The organism is Janthinobacterium sp. KBS0711 (assembly GCF_000988085.1).
Classification (GTDB): Bacteria; Pseudomonadota; Gammaproteobacteria; order Burkholderiales; family Burkholderiaceae_D; genus Janthinobacterium; species Janthinobacterium lividum_E.
In genome coordinates this window covers 519,335-538,269 of record NZ_LBCO01000033.1, presented here as the reverse complement: position 1 = coordinate 538,269, position 18,935 = coordinate 519,335, and the positions used below count along the sequence as shown (strand labels likewise).

Below are 18,935 nucleotides of genomic sequence, written 5' to 3'. Positions count from 1 at the left end.
GTCAGAACTGGAAGTAGAGAAATTCTGTGACCCGGTTCATGCCGAAGATGCAGGCGACAAACAGCGCGGCCAAACCCACGCTCCAGCGGGAGGTGGGCCGCCAGCTGAAAGCCCAGCGCCCTGCGGGCTGAAAGATTCTTTCAATGGCAGGCTCGTAGAGAAAGAATATTTCTTGCGTATTGGGCGCCTTGAAAGCCAGCAGCATCGCCACCAGCAGCACGGGCAAGCCCGGGCCCGCCAGTTCGATCCAGCGGATGCCGTCGAACGCGGGCTGCAAGCCCCACTGCGCCAGGCTGGCCGTGTGGCTGGCCAGGCCCCGCGGCAGACTCACGCCGTTCACCCCCACCAGCGCGCCTGTGATATCCCAGGCCGTGGCCACGTCGGGCGCGCGGAAGAAGATCCAGGCCAGCATGACGGCAAGAAAGGTCAGGGCGGCGGGCCACCAGCGCAGCCAGCAGTACCCCGGGGCTGCGCCAAACACCCGCTGCCATGCCTGCTGCAGCACCAGGTACAAGCCGTGCAAGCCGCCCCAGATGACAAAGGTCCAGCCTGCCCCATGCCACAGACCGCCCAGCAACATGGTCAGCATCAGGTTGCGGTAGCGCATGGCCTCGCCGCGCCGGCTGCCGCCCAGGGGGATATATAAATAGTCGCGCAGGAAACGCGACAAGGTCATGTGCCAGCGGCGCCAGAAGTCCGCGATATTGGCTGCCTTGTACGGCGAATTGAAGTTCAGCGGCAATTTCACGCCGAACAGGCGCGACAGGCCGATGGCCATGTCGGAATAGCCGGAAAAGTCGAAGTACAGCTGGAAGGTGTAGGCCAGCACGCCGATCCACGCTTCGATCAGGGTCGGCTCGGCTCCGGCCACGAAGACGGGGATGGCCAGCGGCGACAGGTTGTCGGCGATCAGCACCTTTTTTGCCAGGCCTATCGTGAAAATCGACAGGCCGATGGCGAAATTGGCGGCGCGCGGATGGGCGTTGGCCGGGTCGGCGAACTGCGGCATCATGTCACGGTGATGCAGCACGGGGCCGGCGATCAGGTGGGGGAAATAGCTGACGAACAGCACGTAATGGATGAAACGGTATTCGCGCACTTCGCCCCGGTAGCAATCGACGAGGAAGGCGATCTGCGTAAAGGTAAAAAACGAGATGCCGATCGGCAGAATGATGTCGAGGCCATGCCACGGCAAGCTTTCAGCGCCAGCATTGACGGCGACGGCATTCACGCTGTCGATGAAGAAATTCGCATATTTGTAGTAGGCGAGCAGTCCCAGGTTCAGCACCAGCGCCACGACCAGCGCACGCTTGCGGGCCGCTCCCGCACGCGCGCCGATCAAGCGCCCGGCGCCGTAATTGACGCAGATCGACGCCAGCAGCAGCGGCAGGTAGCGCACGTCCCACCAGGCATAGAAGAACAAAGACGCGAGCGCCAGCCAAGTTGCGGGGGCCAGGCGGCGCCAGTTGGCGGACGTGCCGGCGAGCGCCAGGCGGTCCAGCAGAAAGTATCCGGCCAGCACGATGGGCAGATAGCCAAACAGGAAGGCGAAGGAATTAAACAGCATGTTGCCTCCTGGCAGGCAGCGACTGCGCTTGGTAATAACAATCGGCAATCTGGGCCGCCACCCGTTCCCACGTAAAACGTTCCACGAGGGCTTGCACGCGGGAGCGCTCGGGCGGCAGCGCCAGCAGTTCGAGGATGGCCTGGCGCTGCGCGGCGCCGTCGTCCCAGCGCACCTTGCGCAGCGCAAAGACGGAATCGGGCAAGTCCAGCGCGCTTTGCGCCGTCATGACGACGGGCGTGCCGGCCGCCAGCGCTTCGAGCACGCTCAAGGGAAACACCTCGCCCTGGCTGGGCAAGGCCGCCACGGCCGCCGCATGGTAGGCGCTGGCCAGCAACGGGTCGGCATGGTCGAGCGCGCCCAGCCAGCTGACGTGCGGCAAGTCCAGCAACAGTTGCAAATACGCCTGCTGTTCGCGCGGCGCGGCGCCGATCAGCACCAGGGGCAGGCCCGCTCCCGCCAGCGCCTGCGCCAGACCCAGCTGGTTTTTATATGGCGAAATGCTGCCCACCATCAGCACGAAGGGCCCGGCGATGCCCGTTTCGCGCAGGAACAGGTCGCCATTGGCCGTGAAAAAATGCGGGTTGATTCCATTTGGCAAGACGCGTATGGTGTCGGCCCCCATGCCGAAACCTTGCACGATGGCGTCGCGCTCGGCCTCGCCCAGGGCGATCACCACGTCGGCCAGTTGCAAGGCGCGCCGGGTTTGCGCATAGCTCGTTTGCACCATCCATTCCGTCAGGCGCCCCGCCAGCCGGTCTGCCAGCCGCGCGCGCCAGGCGCTGGCGCGGCCCCAGCCAGGCGACAGCAGCGGCGACAGCACGACGGGCACGCCTTGCTCGCTGGCCATTTCCATGATGCGGTAGGTGCCATTGCTCGCTGAAAACACGTGCAGCACGTCGAAATCGGCCAGCCGCTGATGGTTGGCGTCCACCAGCTGCACTTCCAGGGGCCGCGCCGGTAACTTGGGCAGCCGGTTCAGCGCGGCAATGGTTTCGCGTACCTGGATTTGCAAGCCGCCGTCGCGCTGGAACAGCATCGGGTAGGACAAGATACCGACACGCATGGTCATCCTTTCGTGCATTTGACTGCCAGCCAACGGCCAGCCAGCTTGCGTTGCAATAACAGAAATTCGCCGGCAAGTTCATGCTTCAACAGGAACAGACCAGCCAGCCAGCACAGCAAGGTGACCAGCGCCGTGCCCGCCAGCGCCAGCAGCGCCGGGGTGGGTGTTGGCAGCCACAGCAGCGAAGCGACGGGCGCGACGGCGCTGACACCGCAGAGCAGCAGGCTCTTGCGCAATGCCCGCGCCAGGATGCGCCAGTCCAGTGCGCTCAAGCGCCGCAGGCAGTTGTAGTTCAGCCAGCTGCGCAGCACGTTGCTGAGCACCACTGCCCAGGCCACAGCCACCAGGCCGAACGGCGCCGCGGCCAGCAGCAGCGCCACTTTGATGACGCCGGCGCAGGCATCGAGCCGCACCTGCGCGTGCAGCTGGCCCGTCGCCACGAACAGGTAGCGGGCCATGCTGAACATGCTATACACGGCTGAGGACAGGCACATGATGCGTATCAAGGGCACACAGGCCAGCCATTGCGTGCCATACAACACCTTGATCAAGGGCAAAGCCATGCAGGCGAGAAAGAGAAAAAACGGCCAGGCCAGCGCCGTCATGTAGCTGATCGTGCGCAAATACACGAGTTCCGCCCCGCCCTGCCCCCCTTCTCCTCCACCTTCCCGTGCGCGGGCCGCGAACAGAGGAAACACGACGGGAGAAATCGCGCTCGTGATGGCCTGGTTAAAGATATTGAGCACGCTTTGCGCCTTGCCGAACAGGGCCAGGCTTTCAATGCCGATCAGCTTGCCGATGATGAGGTCCGGCGCCGCCACGCCCGCCTCGTCGACAAGGCTGCCCCCCGTCGCATACGCGCCAAAGCGGGCGATATCGCCCATGCCGCGCCGTCCGGGCAGCCACGGCAGTTCCTTCGGCCGCACCAGCAGGCTCACCAGCAGCGAGGCGCAGGAACCGGCCAGCGCCGCCCACACCATGCTCATGTAACTGTAGCCCTGCAGCGCCAGCAGCACGGCCACCAGCAGGTTCACCACGCTATTGGCCGCGTTGATGGCGTAGATGGCGCGAAAGCGCAGTTGCCGCCGCAGCATCGGTAACGTCAAGGCGCTGAACGGGATCAGCAGGAAATTGATGGACAGCAAACGCAGCACGAGGGTCAGCCGGGGTTCGCCATAGAAATGCGCGAGCGGCGCGCTGGCCAGCAGCACCAGCCCCGCCAGCAGCCAGGCGACGAGCAGGCTGGTGGCCAGCGCGGCCCGCAATTTCACGGCATCAAGCTGCTTTTCCTGGATCAGGTATTGCCCCACGCCAAAGTCGCGCACCACTTGCGCCAGCGCCACCAGCACGGCACCCAGCGAATACACGCCCACCTCGGCCGGCGTCAGCAAACGTGACAGCACCATGGTGGCGACGATGCCCAGCAAGAGCACCGTATATTTTTCGGCGAACGAAAAGAAAAACGAGTGGCGGGTGGCACTCATGCGGGCCACCCGCGCCTACACGAGGCCGGCGTAAAATGCGCGTAGCTGGCGTTCCAGGCGCGGCATCGAATAGCGCTGCACGGTTTCCTCGCGCGCCAGCCGTCCCATGCGGGCGCGCCGGGGTGCATCGGCCAGGAGCAGCGCCACGGCTGCGCAGGCGGCATGCTCGTCGTCGAGCGGCAGCAGCAGGCCGCCGTCGCTATCATGCAGGATATCGTGCGTGCCAGGCACATCCGTCCCCACGGCCGGCACGCCGCAGGCCATGGCCTCGATCGTGGCGATGCCGAAGCCCTCGTTTTTACTCAGCAGCAGATGCAGGTCGAAGGCGGGCATCAGCTGCTCGATGCGCTGCTGGAAGCCGGCAAACACGATCCGCTCCTGCAAGCCCGATTGTTGTGCCTGCAGCCGCAGCATGGCTTCCAGCGGCCCCGTGCCAACGAGCACCAGATATAGGTTGGGAAATTGCTTGGCCAGCCTGGCGAACAGGGCCAGCAGCGCTTGCGGACGCTTTTGCGCGGAGAGCCGGGCCACGGAGCCGAGCACGAGCGCGTCCGGTGGCAGCCCGAGTTGCTTGCGCGCCAGCACCCTGCGTTCGGGCGAGACGATAAAAGTATCCGTGTCGACGCCATTGGGAATGACGGCCAGCCGCGTTTCCGGGCTCAGCATGTCGCGATACAGGTCAAGGAAATGCCGCATGGCCGAAGGCGACACGGCATACACGCCCTTGACGGTGCGAAACGCTTCCTGCAGCCGGGGCCGCTGCCAGTCGCTGAAGGTTTCCAAGGGAAACGCATTGTGCACGCTGATCACGGCCGGCAGCCGGCATTGCCGCGCCAGCCACAGGATGGAAGCGCCATAACTGGTCCAGCAAAACGCCACGTGGACCAGATCTGGCCGCAGCCGCCGCAGCCGCCACGCGCCCGTGACCCTGGCGCGCAGCCAATTCCAGCGCCGCCAGGCCCAGTGTTCGAGAAACAAGGGCGGTTCATACACGCGCACTTGCAGATGCTGCGCACGCAAGCCTTGCACCCATTGTGTAAAACCAGGAAAGCGCCGCAGCGCCAACACGCTGTCGTAGCCGCTCGCGCCCAGTACTTTCGCCTCTTGCGCCATGCGCAGCTCCATGCCGCCCAGCTCGCCCGAATAACTGCTGATGACGATGCGCGGCTGGCGTTTGCGCCGTCCCCGCCACGCTTCATGGAAGAAACCGCGCAGCCAGGCCCGTTCCCACTGGCGCAGGAACAGGTCGGCACGGTCACGCCGCAGCCAGGCCCGCACGGCCCCGAGGGAATCGCGCACGTATCTGCCCAGCATCCAGCGGGGCACACCCAGCAACTCCACGCTCGGTGCAAAGCTGGCCAACCGGCATTGGCCCCGGCCGAACAGCATGGCGCGGCGCAATATCCAGGCCCGCTGCACTTGCGGCGCGCGGATGATGTGCGCCACCCTCGCTCGCGGACAGAACCAGGAAGGATTGCCGGCCGCATGCATCTCCAGGTTGAGCCGGGTTTCGCTGCCCATGGCGTAGTTGGCGCCTTGCGGACCGATGCTTTCATCATAGCGGGCGCCCGCCTCGAAGATGCGCCGGCGTATCGCCATGTTGGCGCCCCAGACCAGGCCCGGATAGATGGGCGCGTCGCGCAAATCGGGGCTGGTGATGCCCCACGTCAAGCCAACCGGGGTCAGGCGCAGTAGCCAGTCTGCCGGTTGCTCGCGCCAGGCGGGCACGATGGCGCCGCCGAACAGGGCGTAGCCGGGGTGATCGCGCGCGCAGTCCTGCAAGCGGCACAGCCAGTCCGATGCGGGCATGGCGTCGTCGTCGCCAAACACGAACAGCTCGCCGCCATCGCCGCCCTGGCGCAAGGCGTGCTCGACAGCCCCGTTCAGGGCGGGGCTGCGGCCACGTTGCGCCACGTAGATGGAAGTCAGGGGCAAGCGGCCGCGAAAGGCGGCGATCACCTGGGCCGTGGCATCCGTGCTGCCATTGTCGGCGATGACCAGGCGCCAGCCGCCCACGGGCGGACGCAGCCCCATGTAGGCGCGCAATACCTGGGGCAAGGTGCCGGCGCCATTGTAGGTCGCCATGAGAACGGTCAACAAGGACATGCCTCCTTGGTCTTACCATGACAAAACTGATTCACAGTTTCAACAACGCTGAGCAGTGTTGATCCAGTGTACTGAGCCTGCCCGCCAACCCGTTGACCGGCATCAAGACCTTGCCAACCCGGGCACAACCAGGAGCGTCCCCCTTCATGCGCGACATACTGATTACCATCATCATCCTGGGCTCCCTGCCCTTCATCCTGAAGGCGCCAGCCATCGGCGGCCTGATGTGGGTCTGGGTCAGCGTGATGAACCCGCACACGCAAGGCTGGGGCTTTGCCACCCACATGCCGTTCGCCTTCATCATCGCCATCGCCACCCTGGTCAGCCTCGTCATGACGCGCGAGCCGAAAAGCCTGCCGCTCACGCCCGTCAGCGTGCTGCTGCTGTTGTTCGTCGCGTGGATGAATGTCACGGCCCCGTTCGCCCTGCTGCCGGAATCGTCGTGGGTGCAGTGGAACAAGGTCATGAAGATCATGCTGATGAGCTTTGTCATCATGATGGTGATACGCACGCGGCGCGACATCGTGCGCCTCGTGTGGGTATTGGTGGGGTCGATCGGCTATTACGGCGTGAAAGGCGGCATCTTCACCATCCGCAGCGGCGGCACGGAGCGGGTCTGGGGGCCGGAAGAAACGTTTATCGGGGATAACAATTCCCTCGCCCTGGCCCTGATCATCATCATACCCCTCATGTATTACTTGCAGCAAAACACGGACAAGCGCTGGGTGCGCCATGGCTTGTCCGCGGCGATGCTGCTGTCGGCGCTCGCTGCCCTGGGCTCGTATTCGCGCGGCGGGCTGCTGGCCATTGCCGCCATGGGCCTGTTCATGTGGCTGAAAAGCGACCGCAAGATGGTGCTGGGCGCGCTGCTCGGCGCCGTCGCGCCGCTGCTGCTGGCTTTCATGCCCGAGCGCTGGGCCGAACGCATGGACACCATCAACACCTACCAGGACGATGTCTCCGCCATGGGCCGCCTGAACGCGTGGCGCATGGCCTGGAATCTGGCGCGCGACCGTTTTCCCGGCGGCGGCTTCGACGTTTCCGACGCCGCCATCTTCGCCCGCTATGCGCCCAATCCCATGGACGTGCATGCGGCGCACAGCATTTATTTCCAGGCGCTGGGCGAACACGGCTTTGTCGGCTTGCTGATTTACCTGGCGCTGGGCATCGCCACCTGGCGCACGGCCGCCGCCATCATCCGCCGCACGCGGGGCAAGCCGGAACTGCGCTGGGCGCACGGCCTGGCCACCATGAGCCAGGCCAGCCTGATCGGCTTTGCCGTGGGCGGCGCCTTCCTCAGCCTGCTGTATTTCGACATGCCCTATTACCTGATGGCGGCCCTGATCGCCACGCGCATCATCGTCGAACAACAAGCCACGGCCCCGACACCGCATCCGGCCAGGCCCCGGGCCGCCATCGCGGAGCGGCCATGATGGCCGCCTTGTCTATCCTGATCTACCACCGCGTGCTGGCGCGGCCCGACCCGCTGTTTCCCGGCGAAGTGGACGCTGTGCTGTTCCAGCGCCAGTTGCGTCTGTTGAAACGTTTCTATACGCCGTTATCGCTCAGCGAGGCCGTGCAGCGCCTGCAGGATGGCAGCCTGCCGCCGCGCGCCGCCTGCATCACCTTCGACGACGGCTATGCGGACAATGCGCAAGTGGCCCTGCCGCTGCTGCGGCGCCATGGCTTGCACGCCACGTTTTTCATCGCCACGGGCTATCTGGACGGCGGACAGATGTGGAACGACACGGTGATCGAGGCCGTGCGCCAGGCGGCCGGTCCCGTGCTGGACTTGCAGGAGCACGGTCTGGGAACATTGCCCGTCGCCACACTGGCGCAGCGGCAGGCGACCATCGCCACCTTGCTGGGCCTCCTGAAATACCTGCCGTTCGCGCGGCGCCAGCAGCTGGCCATGCGGATTCATCGCCAGGCGGGCGCCACAGCGGGCCCACCCACCATGCTGAGCACAGCGCAACTGCACCAGTTGCATGCGGCCGGCATGGAGGTGGGCGCGCACACGGACAGCCATCCGATTTTGTCCACCTTGCCGGACCATGCCGCGCGGCAAAACATCGCCGACGGCAAGCGCCAGCTGGAAAGTTTGATCCAGGCACCCGTCACCCTGTTTGCGTATCCGAACGGCAAAGCCGGACGCGACTATGGCGCGCCGCACGTGGCAATGGTCAAGAGCCTCGGTTTCAAGGCGGCCGTCGCCACGGACTGGGGCGCGGCCCGCCCCGGTGCGGAGCTCGACCTGCTGCAGCTGCCCCGCTTTACGCCGTGGGATCGAGGACGGTTGGCGTTTCTATGGCGCATGTGGCAAAACCGCCGGCAAGCGCACCCAGCGCGCCCGGATGCTGGCTGAGCCACTGTTCCAGCATCAGCAGCAGCCACACCATGGTGCCGTGATAGGCCGGGTGTTCCGCCAGCAAGCGCCCTTGCAGGTCGTCGATGAAGGCGGGCCGCACGATGCCGCGTCCGCGCAACTGCGTCAGGTTATCGAACGCAAACTCGCGCAGGGGAGGATGACTGTGCAGCCACAGGCCGAAAGGCAAGCCGAAACCGTGCTTTTTCTTGCGCACGATGGCCGGCGGCAGGATTTCCGCCAGCGCCCGCTTGAAGAAGGGCCGCAGCCGCATGCCGTCGAGCTTGTCCCGCGGCGCCAGTCGCGCGGCAAACGCCACCATCGCATCGTGCAGGAAGGGAAACGCCGCTTCCACGCCGGCCAGCTCGCACGCCTTGCGCACCTTGAACAGGTCGTTGTCGGCCAAAGTAAAACGCATGTCCAGGGCCAGCAGTTCATTGATCTGGCTCAAGCCCTGGCCTTGCCGCGCCCAATACGCGCCATTCACGCAGCCGGGCGCCATGCCGGGGTCGATGGTGTCGATGAACCCCGCTTCCAGCACCGTGCGGTGGCCGTGGCGCAGCAGCAGGTTATAGCTGTCGAGCCGTGCCGGCAGCGGCAGGCTCGCCTGTTCAATGTAGCGGCGCGCCTTGTCGCCCAGCCGCCAAGGCTTGCCCGAGCGCTCGCGGAACAGCAGCGGCTCGATGATGGCCTGGCGCAATATGGCCGGCAAGCGCTCGTACTGCGACAGCAAGGCCTGGTGCGCATAGCGCTCATTGCCGCCAAACAATTCATCGCCGCCATCGCCGCCCAAGAGGCGCGTCACGCCATCCTCGCGCGCCATCTGCGCGCAGTAAAACGCGGGAATGGCCGAGGCGTTGCCGAAAGGCTGGTCGAAAATGGCCGCCATGGAGGGAATCGCGGCCAGCACGTCGGCTGGCGTCACGTAGCGCTCATGATGGATGCTGCCCGCGTGGCTGGCGGCCAGGCGCGCATACGCCATTTCATCATAGCCGGGCGCGTCAAAACCGATGGAATACGTGCGCGCCGGCCGGCCCGTCACCTGGCCCATGATGGCGGCCACGGTGGAACTGTCGGTGCCGCCGCTGAGAAACGCGCCCGTGTCCGCTCCATCCGCGCCGAGGCTGCTTTCCACGGACTGGCGCAGCAGGCGCAGAAATTCCTGTTTGTTGCTGGCAAAGCTGGCCCGCGTGCGCCCTGCTGCCGGCTCGTGGAAGGCCAGTTGCCAGTAGCTGCCCTTGCATTGCTTGCCGCCGCGCACATGCAGGTATTCGCCGGGCAGCAAGCGCTGCTGGCCAAGATAGGCCGTGGCGGGGCCAGGCACCATGTGGAAGAACAGGTAGTGATACAGCGCTTGCGGGTCGAGCGCGCCCCGTACGGATGGGTGGGCCAGCAAGGCGTCATGCGAGGATGCAAAGAACAAGCCCTGTGCATTGCTCGCATAGCTGAGCGGATGCATGCCGGCACGGTCCACGGCCAGCAGGGCCGAGCCGGAAAAAGAATCGAGGATGGCCACAGCAAATGGCCCGGACAGGCTGGCGCAGGCCGCCGCGCCCCGGCTCTGCCACAGGGAAGCGAGGCGGCTTGCCACCTCGTCGGCCGAACCTTCAAGCACGGGCCGCCCCCAGATGGCGACCTGCAAGCCATCTTGCTGATATACATGGCGGCTGCCGTCGATGGCGGCCACGGCCACGCCGCCCACGTCGCTCACGCTGGCGGCCAGCGGTGCGCTATCGAAACGCGACAAGGGCGCGGCCATGCTTGCCAATGCAGTCTGCGTGGCGTCCTCGGATGCCGTGCCGGCGGCACCGGCCCCGCCAGCCGCCGCCAGCCAACCGCACAGGCCGCTCATACGAGCACCTCGGCCGGCAGCGGATGGCCGAGAAAGGCCGTCGGGCTGGCCGTCAAGCCATACGCGCCCGACTGGAACACGACCACCAGGTCGCCCTCCTCGGCGCGCGCCATTTCCATCTGGTCGGCCAGCAAGTCCAGCGGCGTACACAACGGTCCCACGACGGACGCCACTTCACGCGGCCCGCCCTGCAGCCGGTTGCCGATGGCGACCGGGTAATTCTTGCGGATCAGCTGGCCGAAATTGCCCGAGGCCGCCAAATGGTGGTGCAAGCCGCCATCCGTGACGAGAAATACCTGCCCATGCGACACCTTGCGCTCGATCACCTTGCATACATACACACCCGCCTCGGCCACCAGATAGCGGCCCAGCTCCAGGTTCAGGCGCACGCCGGGCGCCGCCTGGGCCAGGATGTCGAGTTGCCGCTGCAAGCCTGCGGCGACAGGCGCCAGGTCCAGCGCCTGGTCGCCAGGAAAATACGGCACGCCGAAGCCGCCGCCGATATTCAGGGTACGCAGGGGCGATGGCGCGCTGTCGGCCAGTTGCAAGGCCAGTTGCACGCTGAGCGCCTGCGCTTCGGCCAGGGCCACCGCCGACAGACTTTGCGAGCCCGCATACAGGTGAAAACCGTGGAAATCCAGGCCCAGCTGACCGATGCGGCCCAGCAGCGCCGGCACGTGGGCCGCATCGACGCCGAACGGCTGCGCGCCGCCGCCCATGCGCATGCCCGTGCGGCGCAAGGCAAAATCGGGATTCACGCGCACGGCCACCCTGGCCGTCACGCCCAGCCGTTCGCTGGCCAGCGCCACCCTTTCCAGCTGGGCGCCGGACTCCACGTTGATCAGCACGCCAGCAGCCACGGCCCGCGCCAGTTCCCCATCGCTCTTGCCCGGCCCCGCAAAACTGATGCGCTCCGGCGCCATCGGCGTATCGAGCGCCGTGGCCAGTTCGCCGCCCGACGCCACGTCGACGCCATCAACCAAGCCCGCCAGCCACTGCACGACGGCCGCCATGGGATTGGCTTTCATGGCGTAATGCACATGCACGCCGGCCGGCAAGGCGGCGCGCAACTCCGCCACGCGGCGCGCGATGTGCGCGCGGTCATACGCATAGAACGGCGTGCTGCCCACCCTCTGGGCCAGACGGCGCAAGGGCACGCCACCGATCTGCAGCATGTCGCCATCCACGGCAAACTGCTGGCCCAAGGCCGAGTGCGTGGGTAAATCCGTACTGTTCGAGCGGATCAAGTCCTTCATGCCGCATCTCCTGTTTGGACCGCATACGCGCGTGCCAGTTCCCTGGCCAGCAAGGGACGGTCGATCTTGCCGTTCGGATTGCGCGGCAGCACGCCGTCGCGGATCTCCACCCACAGCGGCACCATATAGCTGGGCAGACGGGCGCGGCAGGCGGCCAGCACGCTGTCGCGCTGCAATTCCACACCGGGCGCGGGCGTGACAAGCAAGGCGATGGCCTGGCCCAGCACGGCATGGGGCAGGCCCAGCGCGGCGGCGTCGCCCACCAGCCCACTCGCATACGCGACTTCCTCGATCTCGGCCGGGCTGACCCGGTAGCCCGACGTCTTGATCATGTCATCGCTGCGTCCCACGAAATACAGATAGCCTTCCGCATCGCGGCGCACGGTATCGCCCGACCAGACGGCCAGCTCCGGCAGCACCAGGCCGCTTGCCTGCGGCGGCAGCGGCTTGAAACGCTCGGCCGTGCGCGCCGCATCGTTCCAGTAACCGAGCGCCACCAGCGCGCCACGATGCACGAGCTCGCCCGGTTCATCGGCGTCGCACACGCTGCCGTCGGGACGCAGCACCAGCACTTCCGCGTTCGGGATCGCTTGCCCGATGGAATCGGGGCGCCGCTCCAGCTGTTCCGGCGCCAGATAGGTGGAGCGGAACGCTTCCGTCAAGCCATACATCAGGTAGACCTGCGTGCGCGGCAGCGACTGGCGCAGCTTGTCGAGCGTGGAGCGCTGCATCACGCCGCCCGAATTGGTGATGTAGCGCAAGGGCGTGGACAGGGGCCAACTCAGCTGCGACAGCTGTACCCACAGCGGCGGCACGGCGGCCAGGCCCGTGATGGCTTCCTGCTCGACGGCTTCGACGATATCGCGCAGCAAGAGATAGTTCATCAGCACGGCGCAGGCGCCGCTGGCAAACGCCGTCGTCAGCTGGCTCAGGCCGTAATCAAAACTGAGCGGCAAGACGCATAAAATCCGGTCCTGCGGCGTGTTGCGCAAATAGCCCGACACGCTGAGCGCGCCCGCCAGCATGTTGCGGTGCGACAGCACCACGCCTTTCGGCCGTCCCGTGCTGCCAGAGGTATATAAAATGGCGGCCATGTCCATGTCGATCGCCGCATGCGGCTGGGGCACGGGCGCATCAAAGGCGGACATGGCGTTCCACGGCAATATACGGACTTTGCCCAGGCTGGACTCCGTCTCTCCTTCGCCCGTCAGCAGCACCGTGCGCAAGTCCGGGCAGCCGGCCAGCGCCGGGCCCAGCTGCGCCAGGCGTTCGCGCGACGTGACGAGGATCGCCACGTTGCAATCGGCCAGAATGTAGGCCACCTGGTCCGGCTTGAGCAGCGGATTGACGGGCACAAACACGCCGCCGGCGGCCGCCGCGCCGAACATGGCGCTGACGTTTTCAGGGCGTTTTTCCAGATACACGGCCACGCGCGCGCCACCTTGCAAGCCCAGGCTCAGCAGGGTAGCGGCCGCCTCGCGCACGGACTGCGTCAGCGCGGCATAGCTGAGCTCCTCGCCCTGCCACGACAGGGCCGGCGCGTGGGGGGCGCGCTGCGCCGTTTCGAAGATCAGATCGTGTATCAGTGTCGCCATCGTGTCGCCCCAAGGTTGCCATGATTGCCATGCATTCCCCTATGATTGGGATAAACGGGCGCGACAGTGTTGATTTTTATCAAGTAAGGGCTTCTCGCGGCGGGCGGCAGTCTGTCAGGCGCAATGCTTGAGGCCGCGCAACATCGGTCACTGGCCGCTGCGCTCTAATGACAGCGTTGGCTGTATAGCCGCCCCATCCTTGACCACCATGGCCAGCTTCGCCCGTCTCCCCTGGTTGCAAAGGCTTGCCGCCAGCCTAAATCAATTGGGCTGGCGCGACAGCGCCTGGCTGGCCGTGGCGCGGCTGCTGGCAAGGGTGCCGGGCGGGCGCTGCGCGCTGTACCGTTATCAATTCGTGGCGCAGGCCGTGGCGCCCGGCTCGCTGTGCCGCGGGCGCGGCCAGTCGATCACCGTCGCGCCCTGCCTGGCGGAAGCGGACTTGCCGTCCGGTCCCGAACGCCGGCCCGGCGCGCTGCGCGAGCGCTACCGGCAAGGCGCGCAATGCCTGGTGGCGCGGGACAAGTCCGGCATGGCCGGCTGGATCTGGCTGCTGCGCCACGGCTGCCAGGAAGACGAGGTGCGCGCCCGCTATGCGCTGGCTTCAAACCAGTCGTCGTGGGACCTGGACGTGTGGGTGCATCCCGAGCAGCGCGGCGGCCTGGTCTTCGCGCGCCTGTGGGAGGAAGCCAACGCCGTGCTGCACGCGCAGGGCGTGCGCTGGTCGTGCAGCCGCATCTCGCGTTTCAACCGCGCCTCGCTGGGCGCCCACGCGCGCCTTGGCACGCACGCGCTGGGCACGGCCACCTTTATCAGTTGCGGGCGCTGGCAATGGATGGCCGCCAGTCTGCCGCCGTATCTGCACCTGTCGCGCCGCCCTGACGACATCCCCTGCCTGGCCTTCGATACCAGCCGCCTGCCGCACTACCCTTCCCTGGAGCTGACATGCCGCATCTTGAAGCAGTAAAGCACATCCTCGACACCACCCTGGGCTTGAACGGGCGCGTGCTGGAAAGCCACACGCCGCTGCTGGGCAGCGTGCCGGAACTCGACTCGATGGCCGTGATCGGCGTGATCTCCGCGCTGGAAGACCATTTCGGCATCATTGTCGCCGACGACGACATTCACGCGCGCCACTTCGCCACCGTGGGCACCCTGCACGATTTTGTGTTTGCAAAGCTGCGAGCATGAACCGCGCCGCCATCGACGCGCTGCCGCTGCTGCCCTTCTTCCTGCCCGCCAGCGGCGGCCAGCGCTACTGCCTGCTGCACCTGCCGCCGCCGGGCCAGGCCGCGCGCGGCGGCATCCTCTACGTGCATCCGTTCGCGGAGGAACTGAATAAAAGCCGCCACGTGGCCGCCGCGCAGGCGCGCGCCTTTGCCGCCTCGGGTTACAGCGTGCTGCAGATCGACCTGTTCGGCTGCGGCGACAGCAGCGGCGACTTTGGCGAGGCGCGCTGGGACATCTGGCACAACGACCTGCACCTGGCGTGCGCCTGGCTGGCGCAACGGGTCGACGGCCCCTTGACCGTGTGGGGCTTGCGCCTGGGCGCCCTGCTGGCCCTCGATTTCGCCAGCCGCGCGCCGCTGCCTCTGGCGCGTTTGCTGCTGTGGCAACCCGAGCTCGATGGACGGCGCGTCATCGACCGCTTCCTGCGCCTGCGCCTGGCAACTGGCATGCTGGCCGGCGGCGGCCAGGAAGCGCCCGGCCAGGCGCGCGCCGCACTGGCGGAAAGTGACCCTGTGGAAGTGGCCGGCTACCTGCTGGCGCCCGCGCTCGCGCACGCCATCGACGGGGTCAATGCCTCCGCGCTGCAGCCTGCCGTCCCTGTGTATTGGCTCGATTACCAGGGGCCGGAACAGGCAGCCGCACCCTTGCCGCCGCTGGCGCGGCAATGGCGCGACCAGGGCGCCGCCGTGCACGTGGCCAGCTTCGGCGGTGGCCCGTTCTGGCATAGCGGCGAACTGCTGGCGTGTCCGCAACTGCTGGACGCCACGCGCGCGCTGTGCCGCGACTGGCTCGACGAGGAAAGGACGCCGCCATGAAACGCGACAGCGGCCAGCAGCACCTGGCCACGCACAGCGTACGCGAGCTGGCCCTGCGCTTTCGCAGCGCATCTGACGACGGCGAAGCGCAGGCGCGCATGATCGGCATCCTCAGCCTGCCCGACACGCCAGGCCCGCGCGGCGTCCTGATCGTCACGGGCGGGCCGCAGTATCGGGTCGGCAGCCACCGCCAGTTCGTCCTGCTGGCCCGCGCCCTGGCCGCGCAAGGCTGGCCCGTGCTGCGTTTCGACTTGCGCGGCATGGGCGACAGCGAGGGCAGCGCGCGCGATTACCGCGCGGCCGGTCCGGACATCGCCGGCGCGCTGGCGCAATTCTTCGACGCCGTGCCGTCGCTGCGCGAAGTGGCGCTGTGGGGCTTGTGCGACGGCGCCACGGCGGCCGCCAGCCATGCGCCGCACGACGCGCGCGTCAAAGCCCTGATCCTGCTCAACCCGTGGGTGCGCAGCAGCGCCGGCCTGGCGCGCGCCACCTTGCGCCATTATTATTTGCCACGCCTGCTGCAAGGCGGTTTCTGGCGCAAGCTGGCCAGCGGCGGATTGCAGCTGGGCGCCAGCCTGGCCTCGCTGCGGCAGGTGGCGGCCGCCACGCAAGAACCGACAATGCAGGAGGACGATGCGCCCGCCCCAGCCCTGCTGCGGGCGCTGACGCAATTCCAGGGCAAAGTCTTGCTGATCCTCAGCGGCGACGACCTCGGCGCACGCGAGTGGCAAGCCCTGCTCGATGGCGATGCGGCCTGGCGCGGCGTCACCGCGCGCCCGCAATGGACGCAGGCGCAGGTCGATGGCGCCAACCACACGTTTGCCAGCGCCGCCTGGCGCGGCGAAGTCGAACAGCTGTGCGCACGATGGCTGCAGTCATGGTAATGACCTCGCCGAACGCGGCCCGACCGAACGCGGCTCGACCAAAACGGGTGCTGATGGTGGCCTACCATTTTCCGCCGCTGGCTGGCGGCAGCGGCATCCTGCGCACCCTGGGCTTTGCGCGCCATTTGCCCGACTGCGGCTGGCAGCCGCTCGTGCTCAGTCCCAGCGCTAGCGCGTATCCGCAGCAGGGCGATACCCAGCTGGCGCAGAGAATCGCGCAAGCAACCGTACGGCGCACCCTGGCGCTGGACGCGGCACGCCATTTGGCCATCGCCGGGCGCTATCCGCGCTGCCTGGCCCTGCCCGACCGCTGGAGTTCCTGGTGGCTGAGCGCCGTGCCGGCAGGCTTGCGCATGATCCGCCAATACCGCCCCGACGCCATCTGGTCGACGTATCCGATCGCCACGGCGCACCTGATCGCGATGACCTTGCAAAAACTCAGCGGCCTGCCGTGGATCGCCGACCAGCGCGACCCCATGCTCGACGACAGCGACCCGCTGGCGCCGTATCCGCCCGAACCGCGCCTGCACCGCCTGCATGCGTGGATCGAGCAGCGCATCGCGGCGCGCAGCGCGGCCATCGTCTGCACCACGCCGGGCGCCATCGCGGCGCACCAGCGGCGCCTGGCGCAAGTGGGGCGCGAGCGCTTCTGCCTGATCGAAAATGGCCACGACGATGACGAGGGCGCCGCGCCGCCGGGCGGATCGCGCGGCCACCGCAGCCGTTTTCTGCTGCTGCACAGCGGAGTAATCTACCCGTCCGAGCGCGATCCGCAGCCCCTGTTCGAAGCCCTGGCGCGGCTACGCCACGACGGCGTACTGCACGCCCGCAATTTCCAGCTGGTGCTGCGCGCCACGGGCCACGATGCGTGGCTGGCGGGCCTGCTGGCGAAATACGGCATCCTTGATCTGGTCAGCCTGGCTCCTCTGCAGCCGCACGGCGCAGCGCTGCAGGAAATGCTGGCCGCCGACGGTTTGCTGCTGCTGCAGGCGGCCAACTGCAACGAGCAGATTCCCGCCAAACTGTATGAATACCTGCGCTGCCGCCGGCCCATCCTCGCGCTGACCGACCTGGCGGGCGACAGCGCGGCCAAGCTGCGCCACTGCGGCATCGACACCATCGGCCAGCTGGCGTCGAGCAGCGACTGCGCGCGCGCCCTGCTGCGCTTTCTGGAACTGGCGCGCCAGGGACGCGCACCGCTGGCCAGTCCCACGGCCATCGCCCTGCAATCGCGGCAAGCCCGCAGCAACGCCCTGGCCGATTTGCTTGACCAGGTCAGTCACAGGAGCCCGACATGAAACATCGCTTGTTTGCCTGCGCCCTCGCCGCCTGCTGCGCCAGCGCCGGCGCCGCCGAGTGCCCGCCTTACGTCAAGCACACCCCGGGCGGCGACTACACGAACGCGGAAGACCGCACCGGCCTGTCCGTGGTCGAGAAATTCCATTTTTCGCGCGCCGTGGAAACGCTCACTCAAGGCATGACGGGCAGCCTGGGCGGCGACATCAGCTATACGCTCGAACACTTCCCGAACCACCATCGGGCGCTGGCGTCGATGGCCAAGCTGGGACTGCGCCTGAAAAGCGCGCAACCGGTGGGCGCCCGCTATACGGTCAGCTGCTTTTTCGAGCGCGCCATAGGCTTCGCGCCGCACGATGTGACGGCGCGCATGGTGTATGGCAGCTATCTGCTGTCCACGGGCCAGGATGCGATGGCGCTGGAACAGCTGGACGCTGCCAGCCGCCTGGCGCCCGACCAGCCCACCATCCAGTACAACCTGGGCTTGATGTATGTAAAGAAGAAGGAATACGAAAAGGCCAGCGCGCACGCGCAAAAGGCCTATGCGCTGGGTTTCCCCTTGCCGGGGCTGAAGAACAAGCTGAAGGCGGCGGGCAAGTGGAGAGAACCGCCGCCGGCGCCCGCCGTCGTGGAGGCGAAGGAAGCGCCGAAAGCGGAAGAACCGGCAATGCCGCCGGTCGACGAACCTAGCGGGGAATGACGGCCGGCCGCTGGGCCACGCTCAGGTGCCCCGTCGGCGACGCGGCCAGCGCGGCGGCCAGGTCGCGCCGCGCTGGCGCCTTGTCTTCCGCCTCGCTGATGTACGCCAGTTCGGCCGGCTGCAGCACGGTAAGAACAAGCAGCATCACCTCGCCATACGGCGTGTCGAACGATGGGGGAATCGTGCTTGCACCCTGGGCCAGCAGCACGCCCACCTGTTCATTCTCGTCTTCGAGGCCCTTGGGCGCGTCTTGCAGGTCCAGCGCCATCGACACGCTGCCGTGGCGCTGCACCAGCAAATCGATGGAACCATGGTCGGCCACGTTCTGGCTGACCTGATAAATCAGATCGAACAACCACGATGCCTGCACGGGATTACCGTCGAAGGCGGACAGCGGCGCCTCGATGCACACTTCCAGCAGGTGGCCGCGCGGCACAAACACGTCGTCGTCATCCTCGAACGGATCGCTCAAGCCATCGCTGGCGATGAGAATCGAATCAGGCCGGCGTATCACCCTCCATGCCTGGCGCAACGATGGCCAGCGCGGGCCACCCATGAAGGCCGGATTGACCAGCGGCGCCAGCACGTCGGCGTCAACAACGCCCAGGGTGGCATAAAAGGCGTCGCGCGCGGCGCAAGCCGCGGCCAGCATCTGCGCGCCCGCTTCCTTGCCGACGACGGCGTCGTCCGGTTGCGGCACTTGCGGGATAAGGTTTTCAGGCATG

The 18,935-nt window shown here is 66.8% G+C and carries 16 protein-coding genes; 8 read left to right on the top strand and 8 right to left on the bottom strand.

Going from position 1 to position 18,935, the window contains the following annotated elements; translation table 11 throughout:
• Position 1: 1 nt before the first annotated feature.
• The 4 genes from VM94_RS20985 to VM94_RS20970 are packed head-to-tail and all read right to left on the bottom strand — an operon-like array spanning position 2 to position 6,214.
• Positions 2-1,567, bottom strand: coding sequence for an MBOAT family O-acyltransferase (locus VM94_RS20985; RefSeq protein WP_046685182.1), 1,566 nt, complete (start codon positions 1,565-1,567; stop codon positions 2-4).
• Positions 1,557-2,630 (bottom strand): glycosyltransferase family 4 protein, encoded by a 1,074-nt coding sequence (locus VM94_RS20980; protein ID WP_046685581.1) that lies wholly within the window; start codon positions 2,628-2,630, stop codon positions 1,557-1,559. The genes VM94_RS20985 and VM94_RS20980 overlap by 11 nt, the downstream gene beginning before the upstream one ends.
• 2 nt (positions 2,631-2,632) lie before the next feature.
• Entirely contained in the window at positions 2,633-4,114 is a 1,482-nt protein-coding gene (locus VM94_RS20975) for a lipopolysaccharide biosynthesis protein (protein ID WP_046685181.1), read from the bottom strand.
• 15 nt (positions 4,115-4,129) lie between these two features.
• Positions 4,130-6,214, bottom strand: coding sequence for a glycosyltransferase (locus tag VM94_RS20970; protein ID WP_235432972.1), 2,085 nt, complete (start codon positions 6,212-6,214; stop codon positions 4,130-4,132).
• A gap of 152 nt (positions 6,215-6,366) precedes the next feature.
• Between VM94_RS20970 and VM94_RS20965 the strand changes: the two genes are divergently transcribed.
• Positions 6,367-7,653, top strand: a complete 1,287-nt coding sequence (locus tag VM94_RS20965; RefSeq protein ID WP_046685179.1) for a putative O-glycosylation ligase, exosortase A system-associated — start codon at positions 6,367-6,369, stop codon at positions 7,651-7,653.
• On the top strand, positions 7,650-8,585 hold the full coding sequence (locus VM94_RS20960) for a polysaccharide deacetylase family protein (RefSeq protein WP_046685178.1): 936 nt from the start codon (positions 7,650-7,652) through the stop codon (positions 8,583-8,585). The genes VM94_RS20965 and VM94_RS20960 overlap by 4 nt, the downstream gene beginning before the upstream one ends.
• Here the strand turns inward: VM94_RS20960 and VM94_RS20955 are convergent.
• From VM94_RS20955 to VM94_RS20945, 3 genes are read right to left on the bottom strand one after another with little or no spacing between them, the layout of a single operon-like run.
• Entirely contained in the window at positions 8,494-10,437 is a 1,944-nt protein-coding gene (locus tag VM94_RS20955) for an asparagine synthetase B family protein (protein WP_046685177.1), read from the bottom strand. The two genes, VM94_RS20960 and VM94_RS20955, sit on opposite strands and share 92 nt — an antisense overlap.
• Positions 10,434-11,693, bottom strand: a complete 1,260-nt coding sequence (locus VM94_RS20950; RefSeq protein WP_046685176.1) for a pyridoxal-dependent decarboxylase, exosortase A system-associated — start codon at positions 11,691-11,693, stop codon at positions 10,434-10,436. Before VM94_RS20950 ends, VM94_RS20955 begins: the two co-directional genes overlap by 4 nt.
• Entirely contained in the window at positions 11,690-13,288 is a 1,599-nt protein-coding gene (locus VM94_RS20945) for an acyl-CoA ligase (AMP-forming), exosortase A system-associated (RefSeq protein WP_046685175.1), read from the bottom strand. The genes VM94_RS20950 and VM94_RS20945 overlap by 4 nt, the downstream gene beginning before the upstream one ends.
• Before the next feature lie 265 nt (positions 13,289-13,553).
• Here VM94_RS20945 and VM94_RS20940 point away from each other — a divergent pair, with 265 nt between their 5' ends.
• The 6 genes from VM94_RS20940 to VM94_RS20915 are packed head-to-tail and all read left to right on the top strand — an operon-like array spanning position 13,554 to position 18,210.
• Complete coding sequence (locus VM94_RS20940) at positions 13,554-14,252, top strand: hypothetical protein (RefSeq protein ID WP_235432971.1); 699 nt, start codon at positions 13,554-13,556, stop codon at positions 14,250-14,252.
• Entirely contained in the window at positions 14,231-14,476 is a 246-nt protein-coding gene (locus VM94_RS20935) for an acyl carrier protein (protein ID WP_046685173.1), read from the top strand. The genes VM94_RS20940 and VM94_RS20935 overlap by 22 nt, the downstream gene beginning before the upstream one ends.
• On the top strand, positions 14,473-15,330 hold the full coding sequence (locus VM94_RS20930) for a hydrolase 2, exosortase A system-associated (protein ID WP_046685172.1): 858 nt from the start codon (positions 14,473-14,475) through the stop codon (positions 15,328-15,330). The genes VM94_RS20935 and VM94_RS20930 overlap by 4 nt, the downstream gene beginning before the upstream one ends.
• Positions 15,327-16,214, top strand: a complete 888-nt coding sequence (locus tag VM94_RS20925; protein ID WP_082127827.1) for a hydrolase 1, exosortase A system-associated — start codon at positions 15,327-15,329, stop codon at positions 16,212-16,214. Before VM94_RS20930 ends, VM94_RS20925 begins: the two co-directional genes overlap by 4 nt.
• Positions 16,214-17,512 (top strand): glycosyltransferase, encoded by a 1,299-nt coding sequence (locus tag VM94_RS20920; protein ID WP_235432970.1) that lies wholly within the window; start codon positions 16,214-16,216, stop codon positions 17,510-17,512. The genes VM94_RS20925 and VM94_RS20920 overlap by 1 nt, the downstream gene beginning before the upstream one ends.
• Positions 17,509-18,210 (top strand): ABC transporter permease, encoded by a 702-nt coding sequence (locus VM94_RS20915; protein WP_046685170.1) that lies wholly within the window; start codon positions 17,509-17,511, stop codon positions 18,208-18,210. The genes VM94_RS20920 and VM94_RS20915 overlap by 4 nt, the downstream gene beginning before the upstream one ends.
• Here VM94_RS20915 and VM94_RS20910 read toward each other — a convergent pair.
• Positions 18,197-18,934 carry a hypothetical protein gene (locus tag VM94_RS20910; protein WP_052755858.1) on the bottom strand — a complete coding sequence of 246 codons (738 nt, stop codon included), beginning with the start codon at positions 18,932-18,934 and terminating at the stop codon, positions 18,197-18,199. The two genes, VM94_RS20915 and VM94_RS20910, sit on opposite strands and share 14 nt — an antisense overlap.
• Position 18,935 lies beyond the last annotated feature (1 nt).